This window comes from Caballeronia grimmiae (assembly GCF_000698555.1).
GTDB classification, from domain to species: Bacteria; Pseudomonadota; Gammaproteobacteria; order Burkholderiales; family Burkholderiaceae; genus Caballeronia; species Caballeronia grimmiae.
In genome coordinates this window covers 336,336-352,337 of the sequence record NZ_JFHE01000003.1, presented here as the reverse complement: position 1 = coordinate 352,337, position 16,002 = coordinate 336,336, and the positions used below count along the sequence as shown (strand labels likewise).

Sequence of the window (16,002 nt, the reverse complement as noted above, 5' to 3'; positions counted from 1 at the left end):
GAAACGCTCGATCACGCGGCCCGTGACTCAATCGTAGTACAGGACGCCCGCGAGCGCCCTCTTCCGCGACGCTTCAGGCGCCGTTCGGCGCGGTCACCGGTGCGCGGTTGTAAAAGTAAATGCCGTGCGGCGAGCGTCCGACCTTGATGGTCTGAATCAGCTTTCGGCTTGCAAGGTCGATCACGCCGACATGCTTCGCGAAGCGGAACGTCACCCAGAGATACTTCTTGTCGGCGGAAAGTTCCATGTCGTCCGGTCCCGGCAGCAGGCCGGTGATGTCGCCGACGTTCGTGAGCGAGTCCTCATCGATGATGCTGATGGTGTTCGCCACGCGATTCGAGACCAGCACGTGCTTGCCATCGACGAGCGAACGGAAGTTATGCGCGCCCTTGCCGGTCGGGATGGTCTTGATGACCTTCTGCGTGGCGAGGTCGACCACGGCCACGTAGTCCGCGCCCGTCATGCCGACCAGCAGGTACTTGTCGCCCGGCGTGAGCCAGACGCCGGCCGGCACCGGACCGACCTTCATCTTCCACTTGACCGTCTGCGTCGCGAGGTCGATCGCCGCGATTTCGCCGGACACCTGCAGCGAAATGAACGCCGTCTTGCTGTCGTTGGTGAATGCGATGTGGCTCGGCATGGTCGGGAGCGGCATGCGCTTCGCGATCGTCAGGTTCTTGCCGTCGAAATGGTAGATGTCCAGACGATCGAGCCGCAGACCCGTCGAGACGAACCACTTGCGGTCGGGCGAGAAGCCGATCTGATACGGATCTTCGATGTCCTGCACCCAGCGCTGCACCGTGCCCGTTTTCGGATCGACGAACATCAGATTATTGGACACCGAATTCGCGACGATCAGCGACGCGTTGTCGGGCGTCGGCATCAGATGGTGCGGTTCCTTGCCTGTCGGCACGGTGCCGATCACCTGGCGCGTATTCTCGTCGATGAGGCTCAGCGTGGCTTCCGCCGAGTTGAGCACGATGATGTTATTGGCGAATGCCGCGGTGGCGGCGAGCGCCGCAGTGGCCGGGACCACGATACGTGCGGCACGTGCGGCGGCCGCGCGCAGGCGGCCGGAGAAGAATTTGGAGCGCATGAATTTTTCACGTCGGAAAGCAGGCGTCATTGTAGAACGTTTGCTTGCTGCAACACGTTGACGGCGAACGTCTTTTTGCGCAATAGGTTGCGCCGGCGCAAGAAATGCCGCTTCTTACGGCGTCATAGCGCCGCAGACTGGCGGCCTTATCGCTGCATCGATTCCCAGACCTTGTGAAGCCGCTTCAGCGATACGGGCATCGGCGTGCGCAATTCCTGCGCGAACAGTGACACGCGCAACTCCTCGAGCAGCCATCGATATTCCCCGAGCCGCGCATCCGCGACGCCGCCGCGCTGCGACACCGCTCGCTGATAGTTCTGCAAGAGCGGCTGAAAGTCGGCTGAAAGCCGCGCGTCGCGAGCGGGATCGGCCTTCAGCTTGTCGATGCGCAGTGCGATGCCCTTCAGATAGCGCGGAAAATGCGCGAGTTGCGCATACGGCGTATCGATCACGAACCGCTTGCCGATGAGCGCGTTCAGTTGCGACTGCATGTCCGCGTAAGCGGCGGGGAACGGCTTCGCCTGCAAGAGCTTCTTCGAGAGCGTTGCGTACTCCGCGAGAACCGTCCCCACGAGCCGCGCGATCTCCTGCGCGAGCAGCGTGAGGCGGCCCTTCGCGGCGTCGCGACGGGCGTGGAAGCTCGCGTCGTCGTCGGGCAGCGGGTCTTGCAGGCACGCGCGATCCAGCGCCGTCTCGACGATCTGATCGCGCAATTCATCGGCGGTGCCGAGCGCCATGTATTGCATCGACATCTCGCGCAGGCCCGGCAGGTTGCGCTCCAGATAGCGAATCGGCTCGCGCAGCTGCAGCGCAAACAGCCGCCGCAAGCCCGCGCGATGAATTCTCGCGGCTTCGTCGGGCGAATCGAACACCTCGACGTCGCAATGCGTGACGCGATCCACGAGCGCCGGATAGCCGTACAGCGTTTGCCCGCGCCGGCGGATTTCGAGCAACTCCGGCAGCTTGCCGAAGTTCCAGGTCGTCAGGTTTTCGTAAAGCGCGGTGCTCTCGCCGGTCTGCGGCGCTTGCGACTGCGGCGGCGGCGCGTTCGTTTCGCCGGAGAGCGCATCGAAGGCAGCCGTCGCCGTCAGCTTCTGGAACTGCTGCTGCGCCTGGCCGCCGAGTTCCACGCGCAACTGCGCGAGATTGCGGCCCATCGCGAGCTGGCGGCCGTGCTCGTCGATCACCTTGAAGTTCATGAAGAGGTGCGCGGGCAGCGTTTCGAGCCGGAAATCCGCGCTTTTCACGGTAACCTGCGTTTGCTCCCGAATATCGGCGATGATCGCGTCGATCAGACTGCCCGCACCGAACTTCGGCCCGGCGTGGCGCTCCGCGAACGACGCCGCATAGTCCGGCAACGGCACCACATGGCGGCGCAGCTTCTGCGGCAGCGACTTCAGCAGCAGTTGCGTCTTCTCCTTGATCATGCCCGGCACGAGCCATTCGACGCGGCGCGCGTCGATCTGATTCAGCCCGTACAGCGGCACCGTCAGCGTGACGCCATCGCGCGGGGCGCCTGGCTCGAAGTGATACGAGAGCGTCATTTCGATGCCGGACATCGTCATGCGCTTTGGGAACAGATCCGTCGTGACGCCGGCGGCTTCGTGGCGCATCAGGTCGTCGCGCGACAGGAAAAGCAGTTGCTGGCCGCCCTCTTTCTTCTGCGCGTCGCGATACCAGCGCTCGAACGCCGCGCCGGTCCAGATGCCTTCCGGAATCAGCGAATCGTAGAAACCGTAGATGAGTTCGTCGTCGACGAGCACGTCCTGACGGCGCGACTTGTGCTCGAGCTGCTCGATATCCGCGACCAGCTTGCGGTTGTGCGCGAAGAACGGCAGGCGCGTGTCGAATTCACCTTCGACGAGCGCCCCGCGAATGAACAGCTCCCGCGCATATTTCGGGTCCTGCTGGCCGAAGCTCACGCGCCGCCGCGCGTAGATGGTCAGCCCGTAAAGCGTCGCGCGCTCGAACGCGACGACCTGCGCCGCCTTCTTTTCCCAGTGCGCATCCGACAGCGACTTGCGCAGCAAATGCGCGCCGACGCTTTCGATCCACTCCGGCTCGATCTTCGCGATGGTCCGCGCATAAAGGCGGCTCGTCTCGATGAGTTCGCCCGCCATCACCCAGCGCCCCGCTTTCTTCAGGAGCGCCGAACCGGGCCACAGATGAAACTTGATGCCGCGTGCGCCGAGGTAATGCGGCTCGTCGTCGGCCTTCATGCCGATGTTGCCAAGCAGGCCCGTCAGCAGCGACAGGTGGATCTGCTCGAAGGTGGCATCCGACTCGTTCAGACGCCAGCCCTGCTCGCGCACGACCGTCAGCAGTTGCGAATGCACGTCGCGCCACTCGCGCAGCCGCAGATGCGACAGGAAGTTCGCGCGGCACGCATCCGCGAGCTGCTTGTTCGACTTCTTGTGCGCGACGGCTTCGTCGAACCACTTCCAGATGCGCGTCCATTGCAAAAATTCGGAGCGCTCGTCGACGAACTGGCGATGCGCCTGATCCGCCTGCTCCTGCGCCTCGATCGGCCGGTCGCGCGGGTCCTGCACGGACAGCGCCGATGCGATCACGAGCATCTCGCTCAGCGCGTGATGATCGCGTGCGGCGAGGATCATGCGGCCGACGCGCGGATCGAGCGGCAGGCGCGCAAGCTCGCGGCCGAGACTCGTCAGCGCGTTGTCGTCATCGACGGCGCCGAGTTCGTTGAGCAACTGATAGCCGTCCGCGATCGCGCGCCCCGGCGGCGGCTCGATGAACGGGAAAGTTTCGATCGCCGTCAGATGCAGCGACTTCATGCGCAGAATCACCGCGGCCAGCGACGAGCGCAAAATCTCGGGGTCGGTGAAGCGGGGCCGCGCCTGGAAATCCGCTTCGTCGTAGAGACGAATGCACACGCCGTCCGCAACGCGCCCGCAACGCCCCGCGCGCTGGTTCGCCGCCGCTTGCGACACCGGCTCGATCTGCAACTGCTCGACCTTGTTGCGATACGAATAGCGCTTCACGCGCGCCATGCCGGTATCGACGACATAGCGGATGCCCGGCACCGTCAGCGACGTTTCCGCAACGTTGGTCGCGAGCACGATGCGCCGCGCGTTCGACGGCCTGAACACGCGCTCCTGCTCCTGCGCCGAAAGACGCGCAAAGAGCGGCAGGATTTCCGTGTGCGGCGGATGGTGCTTGCGCAGCGCCTCGGCGGCGTCGCGGATTTCGCGCTCGCCGGGCAGAAACACGAGGACGTCGCCGGGGCCGGCGCGGCACAGTTCATCGACGGCATCGACGATGCCTTCCATCAGATCGCGATCCGTCTTGCGGTCGTTACGTTTCGGCGCGTTGCCTTGCGCGTTCCTGATCGCCTCGCTTTCTTCCTGAATCGGCCGATAGCGCACTTCCACCGGATACAGCCGCCCGCTCACTTCGATCACCGGCGCGGGCTTTTCATCGCTGCCGAAATGGCGCGCGAAGCGTTGGGCGTCGATGGTCGCGGAGGTGACGATCAGCTTCAGATCGGGGCGTTTCGGCAGAATCTCTTTCAGATAGCCGAGCAGAAAGTCGATGTTGAGGCTGCGTTCGTGCGCCTCGTCGATGATGATCGTGTCGTACGCCTTCAGCAGCGGATCGGTCTGCGTTTCCGCGAGCAGGATGCCGTCCGTCATCAGCTTGACCGATGCGCCCGGCGCGAGATTGTCGGTGAAACGCACCTTGTAGCCGACGACTTCGCCGAACGGCGTGCCCAGTTCCTCCGCGATGCGCCGGCCGGTCGCCGAAGCCGCGATGCGGCGCGGCTGCGTATGGCCGATGAGACCGCTGCCGCCCGCGCCGAGGCCGCGCCCGAGCGACAGGCAGATCTTCGGCAATTGCGTCGTCTTGCCCGAGCCGGTTTCGCCGCTGACGATCACGACCTGATTCGCTTCGATCGCGCGCGCGATTTCCTCGCGCCGGCCGGAGACGGGCAGCGCCTCGGGAAAGCTGATCGGCGGAATCGGATTGGGCGTGACGATGCGCGGTTCGCGCGGACGGCGAGCCGCCGGGGCGTGGGACGGACTAGCGTCGCGATTCGACGCGTCGGGTTTGCGTTGCGTGGCCTTGTGATCGTCGCGATCTGCGCGTGCTTCAAGCAAATGCTTTTCGTCGCCACGCGCGTTTCGCTGACGCTGATCGCCGCGATCCGCAGTGCGCGGCGTCTGTGCTTCGTCGCGCGCGTTGCGTTGCGCGGCGTCGGCCTTGCGCGTGGGCTTGCGTTGATCGTTGCGTCGGACTTCGGCGGATTGCGTCGGCGCACCGCGCGAGTCGCGCTTCGCTGCGCCATCGCTTTGTTTCGCGGACTCGGGCACGCGCGGCGGCGTGGCTTGCTCGCGCGCGATGCTCTTTGCGCTCGGCGTCGCGCGTTGACCGCGTTCTTCGCTCGCCCGTGTTGAAGCAGAATCAGCGTTTGAATTGCCCGCGTCGCGTTGCGGCGGCGTCTCGCGCTTCGCAGTCCGTTGAGCCGGTTCGCTAGAACGCGAGTGCGTGGCTGAAGCGCTCTCGTCTCCGCGCTTGACAGGCGTCACGCCCGGTTTTGCATCACGCTCACGCGGGCCTTCAGCGCGACGCGTATCGGCGGATGCAGGCGGCTTCGGCTGGGGCTTCGGCTTCGGCAAACCCGCGCTCGCTGACTGGGTAGCGGCAACCTTTTGCCCGTCATCGGCCCCGGCAAACCGCCGCGCCGCCAGTTCCTTCTTGCTGAGACCTTCCTCGTCCGCACCCGACTTCGCCTCGTGCAGGAGATTCTCGCGCAGCTTTTTCAACTGCTCGTGGGTATCGAGGGCTTTATCGGCGGATTGCGGCTTGCCCGGCTGCGCGGGGCGTTTGAAAACATTCGGCATAGCGTCGCATTATAATCCCGGCATGAATTCCCAAACCGACCTCACCCTCGCGTCGCAGCCGGCCGCAACTGAAGCCGACGCGCCCAATCCGCTCGCCCAGTTCGTCGACTGGATGCGCTCCGTCGCCCCCTATATTCACGCTTTTCGCAACAAGACGTTCGTCGTCGCGTTCGGCGGAGAACTGGTGCAGGAAGGACGGCTCAACGCGCTGGTGCAGGACGTCGGTCTGCTGCATGCAATGGGTATCCATGTCGTGCTCGTGCACGGCTCGCGTCCGCAGCTCGACGAGCAATTGAGCCTGCACGGGGTCGAATCGTCGTTTTCGCATGGACTGCGCATAACGGATGCCCGCGCGCTTGAATCCGCGAAGGAAGCCGCCGGCGAAGTGCGCCTCGATATCGAAGCTGCGATCAGCCAGGGCTTGCCGAATACGCCGATGGCGCACGCGCACATCAGCGTCGTGTCGGGCAACTTCGTGACGGCGCGGCCGGTCGGCATTCTGGATGGCGTCGATTTCCAGCACACCGGGGTCGTGCGCAAGATCGACGGCGAATCGATCCGTCAGTCGCTCGCGAGCAGCAAGATCGTGCTGTTGTCGTCGCTCGGTTTCTCGCCGACGGGCGAGGCGTTCAACCTGTCGATGGAAGACGTCGCGTCCGCTGCCGCCATTGCGTTGCGCGCCGACAAGATCATCTTCGTCACCGAAATTCCCGGCCTCGCCGACCAGCAAGACGAGCTCGTGCGCGAAATGTCGCTCGACGACGCCTATCGCCTGCATGAGTCGGGCGAGTTGCAGGGCGACACCGCGTTTTATCTGAAGCACGCAATCCGCGCCTGCCGTGGCGGCGTGGCGCGGGCGCACATCATTCCATATGCGCTCGATGGCAGCGTGCTGCTCGAACTCTTCCTGCACGACGGCGTCGGCACGATGATCTCCTACGAGAATCTCGAGAGCCTGCGCGAGGCCACGCCCGATGACGTCGGCGGCATTCTTACGCTGATCGAGCCGCTCGAATCCGATGGCACGCTCGTGCGCCGCGGCCGTCACCAGATCGAGCGGGACATCGACCATTTTTCGGTCATCGAGCACGATGGCGTGCTCTTCGGCTGCGCGGCGCTCTATCCGTACACGCAGGAGCGCATCGGCGAGATGGCGTGCCTGACCGTCGCGCCGGAAGCGCAAGGTTCGGGCGACGGCGAGCGCCTGTTGAAGCGCATTGAGCAGCGCGCCCGTGCGCGCGGCCTCACGCGCATCTTCGTGCTCACGACGCGCACCGAGCACTGGTTCCTCAAGCGTGGCTTCGTGAAGGTCACGGTGGACGATCTGCCCGAAGACCGCCGGCGTCTGTACAACTGGCAGCGCAAGTCGCTCGTGCTGATGAAACAGCTTTGAACACGATAACGGACGCGCGGCTGTAAAGCGCGTCCCGCACCCCGATACAGGAGAAACACACGATGGCCCGAATGGTTCAATGCGCGAAGCTCGGCAAGGAAGCCGAGGGACTGGATTTTCCACCGCTGCCGGGCGAGCTCGGCAAGCGCATCTACGAATCGATCTCGAAGGAAGCATGGCAGGGCTGGCTCAAGCAGCAGACGATGCTCATCAACGAGAATCGCCTGAACATGGCCGACCCGCGCGCGCGCCAGTATCTGCTCAAGCAGACTGAGAAATACTTCTTCGGTGAAGGCGCCGATACCGCGTCCGGCTACGTGCCGCCGCAAAGCTGACCTGGCGCCCTGCTCGACCGAAAAAACCGACCCGTCGTGGTCGGTTTTTTGTTGCCTCCCGCCTCTGATTTACGCGCGCAAAACATAAGACATACTCAGCGGAATCCTAAGCCACGTAAGGGATTGAGCGATCCTCGCAAACCTCGGCGGACGGGTCGGTTTGCACATCATCTGTCATCGTGTTATCATCTCGCTCGTTAGCAACAGCAATTCACCATCATTCACACGCGGTAGCCGGCTTGATCGCACGATGCGGCAGGCATCGGCCAATGCGTGGTAGTGACAGTTTTTATACAAAGAGGCTTGTCGGTTTTAGCGCTCCGCGCGCACGCCGGCCTTTTTCGTTCCAAGCCTTGTAATTCGCCGACGTAGCGGTTCCACCCGCGGCAGCTTCCCGAGTTCGCCGTCCGCACGTCAAATTCGTTTGTTTCATCCCGAGTGCAATTTCGCGACTTTCGCCGCGAGGCACCGGCACCGTGTCATCCATTCGAGCCTCGGCTCCGGTCCATCGCGTCCGGCGCTGCGGGAAGCCTTTGGCTTTCGTTCCGACGATGCGAATGCGCTGCGGCGCCGTCACGAAACTGCACTATCCGGCAATACGCGCTGCTTCCCGGCGCGCCCGACGCTTTCGCGAGCCGTTTCGCGCGCGGGCAACGGGCACTTGAACACGGAGCTTTTCAACGTATGACCGCCCTACACGACGGCCTTTGGCGCACACACAAGACATCCGACGCAGCGAATGCGGCGAATGCATCGAACGGCCTTACGCTCGACGACATCACCATCGTCGATCAATCTCTCCTGAAGCGCGCTGTCGGCGCCATGGCCATCGGCAATGCGATGGAATGGTTCGATTTCGGCGTGTATAGCTACATCGCCGTGACGCTCGGCAAGGTGTTTTTCCCGTCGAGCAGCCCGACCGCACAGTTGCTCGCGACCTTCGGCACCTTCGCGGCCGCGTTCCTCGTGCGTCCGCTCGGCGGCATGGTGTTCGGCCCGCTCGGCGACCGCATCGGCCGCAAGCGCGTGCTCGCGATGACGATGATCATGATGGCCATCGGCACGTTCTGCATCGGCCTGATTCCGAGCTACGACACCATCGGCGTGATGGCGCCCGTGCTGCTGCTCGTCGCGCGCCTGGTGCAAGGCTTCTCGACCGGCGGCGAGTACGGCGGCGCGGCGACGTTCATCGCCGAATTCTCGCCGGACAAGAAGCGCGGCTTCATGTCGAGCTTTCTGGAATGCGGCACGCTCGTCGGCTATGTGCTCGGCGCGGGCGTGGTGGCGGTGCTGACCGCCGTGCTTTCGCACGACGCGCTGCTCGGCTGGGGCTGGCGCATTCCGTTCCTGGTCGCAGGTCCGCTCGGGTTGATCGGTCTCTATATCCGCATCAAGCTCGAAGAGACGCCCGCGTTCCAGCGCGAAGCCGACAAGATGGAGGCCTCCGCGCACCAGACGACGAAGACGCAGTTCCGCGAAACGCTCATGCAGCAATGGAAGCCGCTTCTGCAATGCGTCGGCCTCGTGCTGATCTTCAACGTGACGGACTACATGGCGCTGTCGTATCTGCCGAGCTATCTGTCGGCGACGCTCAAGTTCAACGAAACGCACGGCCTCTTCATCGTGCTGGTCGTGATGGTGCTGATGGTTCCGCTGACGCTGCTCGCCGGACGTCTCTCGGATGCGATCGGCCGCAAGCCGGTGATGCTCGCAGGCTGCGTGGGCTTGCTGCTGCTGTCGATTCCGGCTCTCTCGCTGATTCGCGTCGGCACGGTGCCGTCGGTGTTCGCGGGCATGATGATTCTGGGCGCACTGCTGTCGACGTTCACCGGCGTGATGCCGTCGTCGCTGCCGGCGCTGTTCCCGACGAAGATCCGCTACGGCGCGCTGGCGATCGGCTTCAACGTGTCGGTGTCGCTGTTCGGCGGCACGACGCCGCTCGTGACGGCATGGCTCGTCGACAAGACCGGCATGCTGATGATGCCCGCGTACTATCTGATGGGCGCATCGGTGATCGGCATCGTGTCGGTGCTGGCGCTGCACGAGACGGCGAAGAAGCCGCTGAAGGGCTCGCCGCCCGCAGTGGGCTCGCATTCGGAAGCGCATGCGATCCTGCGCGGTCATCGCGAGGCCGCCGAGATGGACGATTCGCTGTTCGATAACGCCGCGCGCGCGTAAGCGATTGCGTTCATCCGAATGACAAGGGGCCGGCGTGTAATGCGCCGGCCCTTTTTGCATCTACGCGATGAGCGTGACGATGCGCGCGTCGATGGCTTTCGTATCGGTGTCGATATCGAGCAGTCCGACGGTTACGGGCAACTTGAAGCGTCGCGGTCCGGCGCTGCCCGGATTGACGAACAGCACGCCGTCGCGCCGCGCGAAGACCGGCTTGTGCGAATGCCCGGTCACGACGACATCGACGCCGTCGAGCCGGGCGGGCACGTCGGCGATATCGTGGACGACGTGGATCGTCGCGCCGCCCAGTTCGATTCGCGCATGTTCGGGTAACGACGCAACGCTTTCGCCGATGTCGTTATTGCCGCGCACGACGGTGAGCGGCGCGAGTGCCGCGAGCGCGTCGAGGACTTCGCGCTTGCAGATATCGCCCGCATGGATGATGTGCTCGCAACCGCGCAGTGCGTCGAGCGCTTCGGGGCGCACGAGGTTATGCGTGTCGGAGATGAGGCCGATGCGCATCGCGCGGGCCTATTGTTCTTCGGTGAGCAGCATGCGTTCGATGCGTCGATCCGGCACGAGCCAGCCGGCCGCGACGAGCGCATAGATGGCGGCGGCGAGCCACGGCTGCCAGAACGACACGGCGATCGCCACGAGATAGAGCAACACGGAAATCTTGCCCTTGCGATCGGCGCCGAGCGCCCGTTCGAGCGCGGAGTTTTCGCCGTGCATCGAAATGAGGGCGCGCGTGAGGATGTAGTACGCGACGGCCGTCATGAAGAGCACGAAGCCATAGCAGGCGGTCGGAACGGCGGTGAGATGATTCTCGCCCATCCAGTTCGTCGTGAATGGAAAGAGGGACAGCCAGAAGAGCAGATGCAGGTTCGCCCACAGGACCGAGCCGTTGACGCGTTTAATCGCGTGCAGCAGGTGGTGGTGATTGCTCCAGTAGATGCCGACGTAGATGAAACTGAGCACGTAGGCGGCGAGCACGGGCACGAGCGGCGCGAGCGCGCTGAAGTCGTCGCCGTGCGGGACTTTGAGTTCCAGCACCATGATCGTGATGATGATGGCGATGACGCCATCGCTGAACGCTTCGAGCCGGGTCTTGCCCATTGAGTGTCCTTTCGTGTTGGCTCGATCGAGCGAAGGCGGATCAGTCGGCGATTATGCGGGAGGCGCGTGGGGTTGTCGAATGGCTTTCAATATGTGCATTCGAGCGATACGGCGGGCGTTTTGGCGGTTTTGGCGCGGCCGGTGCGATGGTAGAATCGCGTCCGCCCTGCCGGGGTGATGAAATTGGTAAACATAGCGGACTTAAAATCCGCCGCCTAACGGCTTGCCGGTTCGAGTCCGGTCCCCGGCACCAGCGCGCGATGCGTTCCTGAGTATGGCAACGGCGATCGCCCCTCTCACACCCCATGCCCCAGCACCCGCGCCACATAGTGCCGGCCCCACGCCTCCCCGTGCGCCATCGCCTGCGCGACGGTTTCAAAAGGCCCATGATCTCCCGTCATCTCGCCTGAATCGTCCGCGAGCGTCGAGCCGTGTACCGGCTGCCCGTCGACGCGCGTCACCTGCACGCGAACCGCATAGCCTTCGACCCACGCCTCGGTTTCTTGATCGCCCGGACGCGGCTTCGGGACGGCGCTCATGGCGAGCATGTAATCGCCCACTTCGATGTCCTTTTGCATGGCCGCCTCTGCATCGCCGAGAATTGCTCCCGCCGATTGTGCTACCGCGCCCGAACCTCGAACAAGTGCTTTGCGCGTGTTATAAAGCTCGCCGCCCATCCTCATTTCGCTCCGATGCCGCGCCGCATCGGGCATCGACCGGTTCCATCGATGAACACTCGCTCCCGCCTGCTCCTCCTCTCGATTCCACTCGCGCTTCTGGCCGGCTGCACGTCCTATTACCGCAACATCGATGCTTGCAAGGACCGCATGCGCGCCGATTATCCGGACGCCGCGAGCGCGCCGCTCAAGCTCACCGGCTCCAGCGCGGCGATGCATGGCTCGCGCGTCGTCGTGCATGGCACGATCGAGACGCCGCCGAAGCCGCCCGCCACGAAAGCAGCCGACACGCCCGCCGCCGCCGAATGCACCTTCAGCGACGACACGCTGACGACGTTCCAGTGGCTCGCGCCGGCGAAGCTCGTGCCCAAACCGCCCGCCGCCGACGACGAGTAAGCATCGCCGCGCGTTCGGCAAAGCGCTTCCGTCTCCAGTATGATCGGCGGCTTGCCGCAAGCCGCCCTCTCGCCCGTCCGACGGAAGGAACCATGTCCGCGTCATCGCATCAGTCGCCGCAGTCCTCTCACGACCACACGCCCGAGCGCCATCCCCACTACTCTCGCGCGACGCTCTGGCTGCTCGCGACGATTGCCGGCGTGTCGGTCGCGAACATCTACTTCAACCAGCCGCTGCTCGGGGATTTCCGGGCGTCGTTTCCTCAGAGCGCCTATCTGATCGGCGCCGTGCCCGCCGCGACGCAACTCGGCTATGCGTTCGGCATGCTGATGCTCGCGCCGCTCGGCGATCGCTTCGACCGGCGCACGCTGATCCTCATGCAACTCGCGGCGCTGGGCGTCGCGCTGATCGTGGCGAGCGCCGCGCCGACGCTCGCGGTGCTCATCGCGGCCAGTCTCGCGATAGGCGTCGTATCGACGATTGCGCAGCAGGCCGTGCCCTTCGCCGCGGAACTCGCGCCCCCCGCCGAGCGCGGCCATGCGGTCGGCACCGTCATGAGCGGGCTGCTTCTCGGCATTCTGCTCGCCCGCACGGTCTCGGGCTTCGTCGCGCAGTACTTCGGATGGCGCGCGGTGTTCGCGGCGTCGGTGGTGGCGACGATCGCGCTCGCGGTCGTCGTGATGATGCGGCTGCCGAAAAGCCGTCCGACATCCACGCTCTCCTACGGCAAGCTGCTTGCGTCGATGTGGCATCTGACCGCCGAGAGCGCCGCGCTGCGCGAAGCCGCGCTGACGGGCGGCGCGCTTTTCGCCGGCTTCAGCGCGTTCTGGTCGCTGCTTACGTTGTTGCTCGCCGGCGAGCCGTTTCATATGGGTCCGCAGGCGGCGGGACTGTTCGGCATCGTCGGGGCGGCGGGCGCGCTGGCCGCGCCGCTTGCGGGCAAGTCGGCGGACAAGCGCGGGCCGCGTGCGGTCATCACGCTGTCGATCGTGCTCGTGGCGGTGTCGTTCGTCGTGTTCGCGCTGTCGTCGAGGAGCATCGCGGGGCTTGTCATCGGCGTGATCGTGCTCGATGTCGGCGTGCAGGCCGCGCAGATTTCCAACCAGTCGCGCATCTACGCGCTGAAGCCCGAGGCACGCAGCCGCGTCAACACGGTGTATATGGTGGCGTACTTCATCGGCGGCGCGGTGGGATCGGCGCTGGCATCGCTCGCCTGGCACGCAATGGGATGGATGGGCGTGTGCATCGTCGGGCTGGCCGCGACGGGGCTGGCAGGGTTTAGCCACTGGCGCGGGCGGGAGGGGCGTTTGGACGCGCGAAGCGGAGCGTGACGGGTCAGGGAAGAAATAACTGTGGTGGCGGATGCTCAGCGGCCTCCTAACGCCCGCAAAAAGCGTAAGGCCCGCGAGCGACCGTCTACTTGCTATCCGATACGCCAAGCGGCGAAGTTCAACGACCCGCGCTGCGACGCGAGCAAGCTCACACCCTCTCCCGCGCATACTCCTCAAGCGCATCGAGCACGCGATCGAACTCGAGCGACTTGTCGAAGAAATGGCGCACGCCATACTGCAGGCACCGTTCGCGATAAGCCGGCAGCGCATGATTCGTCAGTACGACGATGAACGCATCGTCCGCCAGGCGCGACGTCTCCGACTCCTTGAGCCACGCGAGCACGTCGATGCCCGATCCGCGTTTCAATTGCAGATCGACGATCACCGCATCGAACGGCTGTGACGACAGCAACGCGATGGCCTCTTGCGGGGCATCGGCGAAAGCGGTCACGCGCCACGGTCCGAGCGCCTCGATGGCCTCGGTGAGACTGCCGCGGATCAGCGGCGAATCCTCGATCAGCAGCACCGCGAGCGGCCCGCCGCGCGGTGTCTTCTGCTGTGCCGAATCGTCGATGATGATGTGGCCCACGGCGGGCATCCTCCGCTTTACTGCTTCCTCGTCGCACATGGAAACGCTGCGCTATTCGATCAACCCGTTCTTGATCGCGTAATACGTGAGATCGGCGTTGTTCGACAGCCGCATCTTCTCCAGCACGCGCGCCCGGTACGTGCTCACCGTCTTCACCGACAGATGCAACTCCTGCGCGATCTCCGTCGGAATCCGGCCGCCCGCGAGCTTGCAAAAAATCTGAAACTCGCGCTCGGACAGCGTCTCGTGCGGCCTTTCCGCCGCCGGCTTGTCGAGCTTGTCGGCGAGCGCATCGGCGATAAACTCTGACAAATAGCGATGCCCGCGCGCCACCGTTCGTATCGCCCGCACGATCTCATCGGGCGCGGCGTCCTTGTTCAGATAGCCGTTCGCGCCCGCCTTCAGCAGGTTGATCGCGTACTGGCTCTCGGGAAAGCCCGACAGCATCAGCACGCCCTGCTGCGGCCGAATCTGCTTGATGACGCGCAAGGTGTCGACGCCGTTCTTGTCGGGCATCGCGATGTCGAGCAACACCACGTCGAACGCCTGCTCGCGCACGAGCGCGATGGTTTCGTCGCCGGTCGATGCTTCTGCCGCCACTTCCATGTCGGGCTCATCGGCGACGAATTGCCTGAACCCGCTGCGCACGATCGCATGATCGTCGGCTATCAAGACTCGAATCATTCACGCCGTCCGCGCTGCTGTAATGAGTGAACGGTCATTTTACGCATGCTTGCCCGACGCGCGATGCGCGGTTCCACTCGCCCGCGCATCGCCCGCTTTGGCTTCAACTTAGCCGTTGCGGCCTTCGAGCAGATCGGCCATGTCGTCGGCGTGCTCCTCCTCGACCGCCAGAATCTCTTCGAAGAGGCGGCGCGTCGTGACGTCCTTGTCGCCGAGATAACGGATGATCTCGCGATAGGTATCGATCGCAATCCGTTCAGCGATGAGGTTTTCGCGAATCATGTCGATGAGGTCGGCGCCTTCCTTGTACTCCGAATGCGCGCGCGACTTCAGGCTGTCCGGCGCGAAGTTCGGCTCGCCGCCCAACTGGACGATGCGTTCCGCGAGCATGTCGGCGTGCTCCTGCTCTTCGGTCGCGTGCTCGGCGAACTCCTGCGCGACGGCTTCCGAGTGGATGCCCTTCGCCATGAAATAGTGGCGCTTGTAACGCAGCACGCAGACCCACTCGGTCGCGAGCGCGTCGTTGAGCAGCTTGAGCACGGTCTCGCGATCCGCGCTATAGGTCGCCGTGACGGGGCCCTCGTCCATGTGCTGGCGCGCGTCGTTCCGGATCTTCTCGACGTCGAGGACAAAGGCGTCCGAGGATTGGCCCGGCGCGGCGGTTACAGCAGACGAATTGGACATTTGATTGGCTCCTGTGGAATGGTGATGGACGGTAGCGGTGGCGCGGTTCGCCCATGCGCTCCATAGCGCGCCGCTATCCGATGAAGAACTCGATGCACGCGCCGTGCCCGCTCGCGAAATCGTCAAGATGAAGCCGCCGTCGAAGCGGCGGGGCCGTCATGTCTTGAACACACCGAGCAACAGGGTAACGACGAATACGACCAGGAAAATATAGAACAGGATCTTCGCGATTTCCGCCGCGCCCGCCGCGATGCCCGTGAAGCCGAACACCGCGGCAATAATCGCGATCACGAAAAAAACGGCGGCGTAGCGCAGCATGAAACCTCCTCGTTGATCGTGCCTGTCATTGCGTCAAGGGCCGCGCGATGGCCTTGCGCCACGCGCCGCCCATCATCGATGCAGGCCCGCTAATCGATCGCTTTCTTGGTGATGACGAACCCGAGCACCAGGAACACGACGCACAGAATCAGGAAAAGGACGAACAGGAATTTGGCGATGGTCGCCGCGCCGGCCGCGACGCCGGTGAAGCCCAAAAGACCGGCGATGACCGCGACGATCGCAAAGAACAGTGCCCACTTCAGCATGATCTTTCCCCGTAGGAATGGATGGTGAACCCATCCTAGCGATGCGGCGCGTCGCGCGCATTCGGGCTGGCTCCTTTTTT

At 64.2% G+C, this 16,002-nt stretch carries 15 protein-coding genes and 1 tRNA gene; 6 read left to right on the top strand and 10 right to left on the bottom strand.

Annotated features, from left to right (window positions below; translation table 11 throughout):
* Window positions 1-73: 73 nt before the first annotated feature.
* Window positions 74-1,096, bottom strand: coding sequence for a YVTN family beta-propeller repeat protein (locus BG57_RS05920; RefSeq protein ID WP_035961226.1), 1,023 nt, complete (start codon window positions 1,094-1,096; stop codon window positions 74-76).
* A gap of 146 nt (window positions 1,097-1,242) precedes the next feature.
* Window positions 1,243-5,958 carry an ATP-dependent RNA helicase HrpA gene (gene hrpA / locus BG57_RS05915; protein WP_075583091.1) on the bottom strand — a complete coding sequence of 1,572 codons (4,716 nt, stop codon included), beginning with the start codon at window positions 5,956-5,958 and terminating at the stop codon, window positions 1,243-1,245.
* A 22-nt stretch (window positions 5,959-5,980) separates the two neighbouring features.
* On the opposite strand from hrpA, the gene argA reads away from it, so the two are divergent.
* The 3 genes from argA (at window position 5,981) to proP (ending at window position 9,864) form a co-directional block, all read left to right on the top strand.
* Window positions 5,981-7,351, top strand: a complete 1,371-nt coding sequence (gene argA / locus BG57_RS05910) for an amino-acid N-acetyltransferase (protein ID WP_035961000.1) — start codon at window positions 5,981-5,983, stop codon at window positions 7,349-7,351.
* A gap of 62 nt (window positions 7,352-7,413) precedes the next feature.
* Window positions 7,414-7,686, top strand: a complete 273-nt coding sequence (locus tag BG57_RS05905) for an oxidative damage protection protein (RefSeq protein WP_035960998.1) — start codon at window positions 7,414-7,416, stop codon at window positions 7,684-7,686.
* Between the two features lie 684 nt (window positions 7,687-8,370).
* Window positions 8,371-9,864 (top strand): glycine betaine/L-proline transporter ProP, encoded by a 1,494-nt coding sequence (proP, locus tag BG57_RS05895; RefSeq protein WP_035960996.1) that lies wholly within the window; start codon window positions 8,371-8,373, stop codon window positions 9,862-9,864.
* Between the two features lie 60 nt (window positions 9,865-9,924).
* Here the strand turns inward: proP and BG57_RS05890 are convergent, their stop codons facing one another.
* Together BG57_RS05890 and BG57_RS05885 are read right to left on the bottom strand one after the other, a co-directional pair.
* On the bottom strand, window positions 9,925-10,383 hold the full coding sequence (locus BG57_RS05890) for a metallophosphoesterase family protein (protein WP_035960995.1): 459 nt from the start codon (window positions 10,381-10,383) through the stop codon (window positions 9,925-9,927).
* Window positions 10,384-10,392: 9 nt separating this feature from the next.
* Window positions 10,393-10,977 carry a TMEM175 family protein gene (locus BG57_RS05885; protein ID WP_035960993.1) on the bottom strand — a complete coding sequence of 195 codons (585 nt, stop codon included), beginning with the start codon at window positions 10,975-10,977 and terminating at the stop codon, window positions 10,393-10,395.
* Between the two features lie 168 nt (window positions 10,978-11,145).
* Between BG57_RS05885 and BG57_RS05880 the strand changes: the two genes are divergently transcribed.
* Window positions 11,146-11,230 (top strand) — tRNA-Leu (locus BG57_RS05880).
* Window positions 11,231-11,273: 43 nt separating this feature from the next.
* Here the strand turns inward: BG57_RS05880 and BG57_RS05875 are convergent.
* Window positions 11,274-11,555: a hypothetical protein gene (locus BG57_RS05875; RefSeq protein WP_035961212.1), complete on the bottom strand. Its 282-nt coding sequence runs from the start codon at window positions 11,553-11,555 to the stop codon at window positions 11,274-11,276.
* A 150-nt stretch (window positions 11,556-11,705) separates the two neighbouring features.
* On the opposite strand from BG57_RS05875, the gene BG57_RS05870 reads away from it, so the two are divergent.
* Window positions 11,706-12,050 (top strand): hypothetical protein, encoded by a 345-nt coding sequence (locus tag BG57_RS05870; protein WP_035960991.1) that lies wholly within the window; start codon window positions 11,706-11,708, stop codon window positions 12,048-12,050.
* Window positions 12,051-12,142: 92 nt separating this feature from the next.
* Complete coding sequence (locus tag BG57_RS05865) at window positions 12,143-13,381, top strand: MFS transporter (protein WP_035960986.1); 1,239 nt, start codon at window positions 12,143-12,145, stop codon at window positions 13,379-13,381.
* A 148-nt stretch (window positions 13,382-13,529) separates the two neighbouring features.
* On the opposite strand, the gene BG57_RS05860 is transcribed toward BG57_RS05865, so the two are convergent.
* From BG57_RS05860 to BG57_RS31445, 5 genes are all read right to left on the bottom strand, one after another.
* A complete protein-coding gene (locus BG57_RS05860; RefSeq protein WP_052005650.1) occupies window positions 13,530-13,970 on the bottom strand; it encodes a response regulator in 441 nt (146 codons plus the stop codon).
* 51 nt (window positions 13,971-14,021) lie between these two features.
* Entirely contained in the window at window positions 14,022-14,654 is a 633-nt protein-coding gene (locus BG57_RS05855; RefSeq protein ID WP_035960975.1) for a response regulator, read from the bottom strand.
* A gap of 108 nt (window positions 14,655-14,762) precedes the next feature.
* On the bottom strand, window positions 14,763-15,338 hold the full coding sequence (locus BG57_RS05850) for a ferritin-like domain-containing protein (RefSeq protein ID WP_035960969.1): 576 nt from the start codon (window positions 15,336-15,338) through the stop codon (window positions 14,763-14,765).
* Window positions 15,339-15,494: 156 nt separating this feature from the next.
* Window positions 15,495-15,656: a DUF1328 domain-containing protein gene (locus BG57_RS31450; RefSeq protein ID WP_035960964.1), complete on the bottom strand. Its 162-nt coding sequence runs from the start codon at window positions 15,654-15,656 to the stop codon at window positions 15,495-15,497.
* Window positions 15,657-15,745: 89 nt separating this feature from the next.
* A complete protein-coding gene (locus BG57_RS31445) occupies window positions 15,746-15,922 on the bottom strand; it encodes a DUF1328 domain-containing protein (protein WP_035960959.1) in 177 nt (58 codons plus the stop codon).
* Window positions 15,923-16,002: the final 80 nt, after the last annotated feature.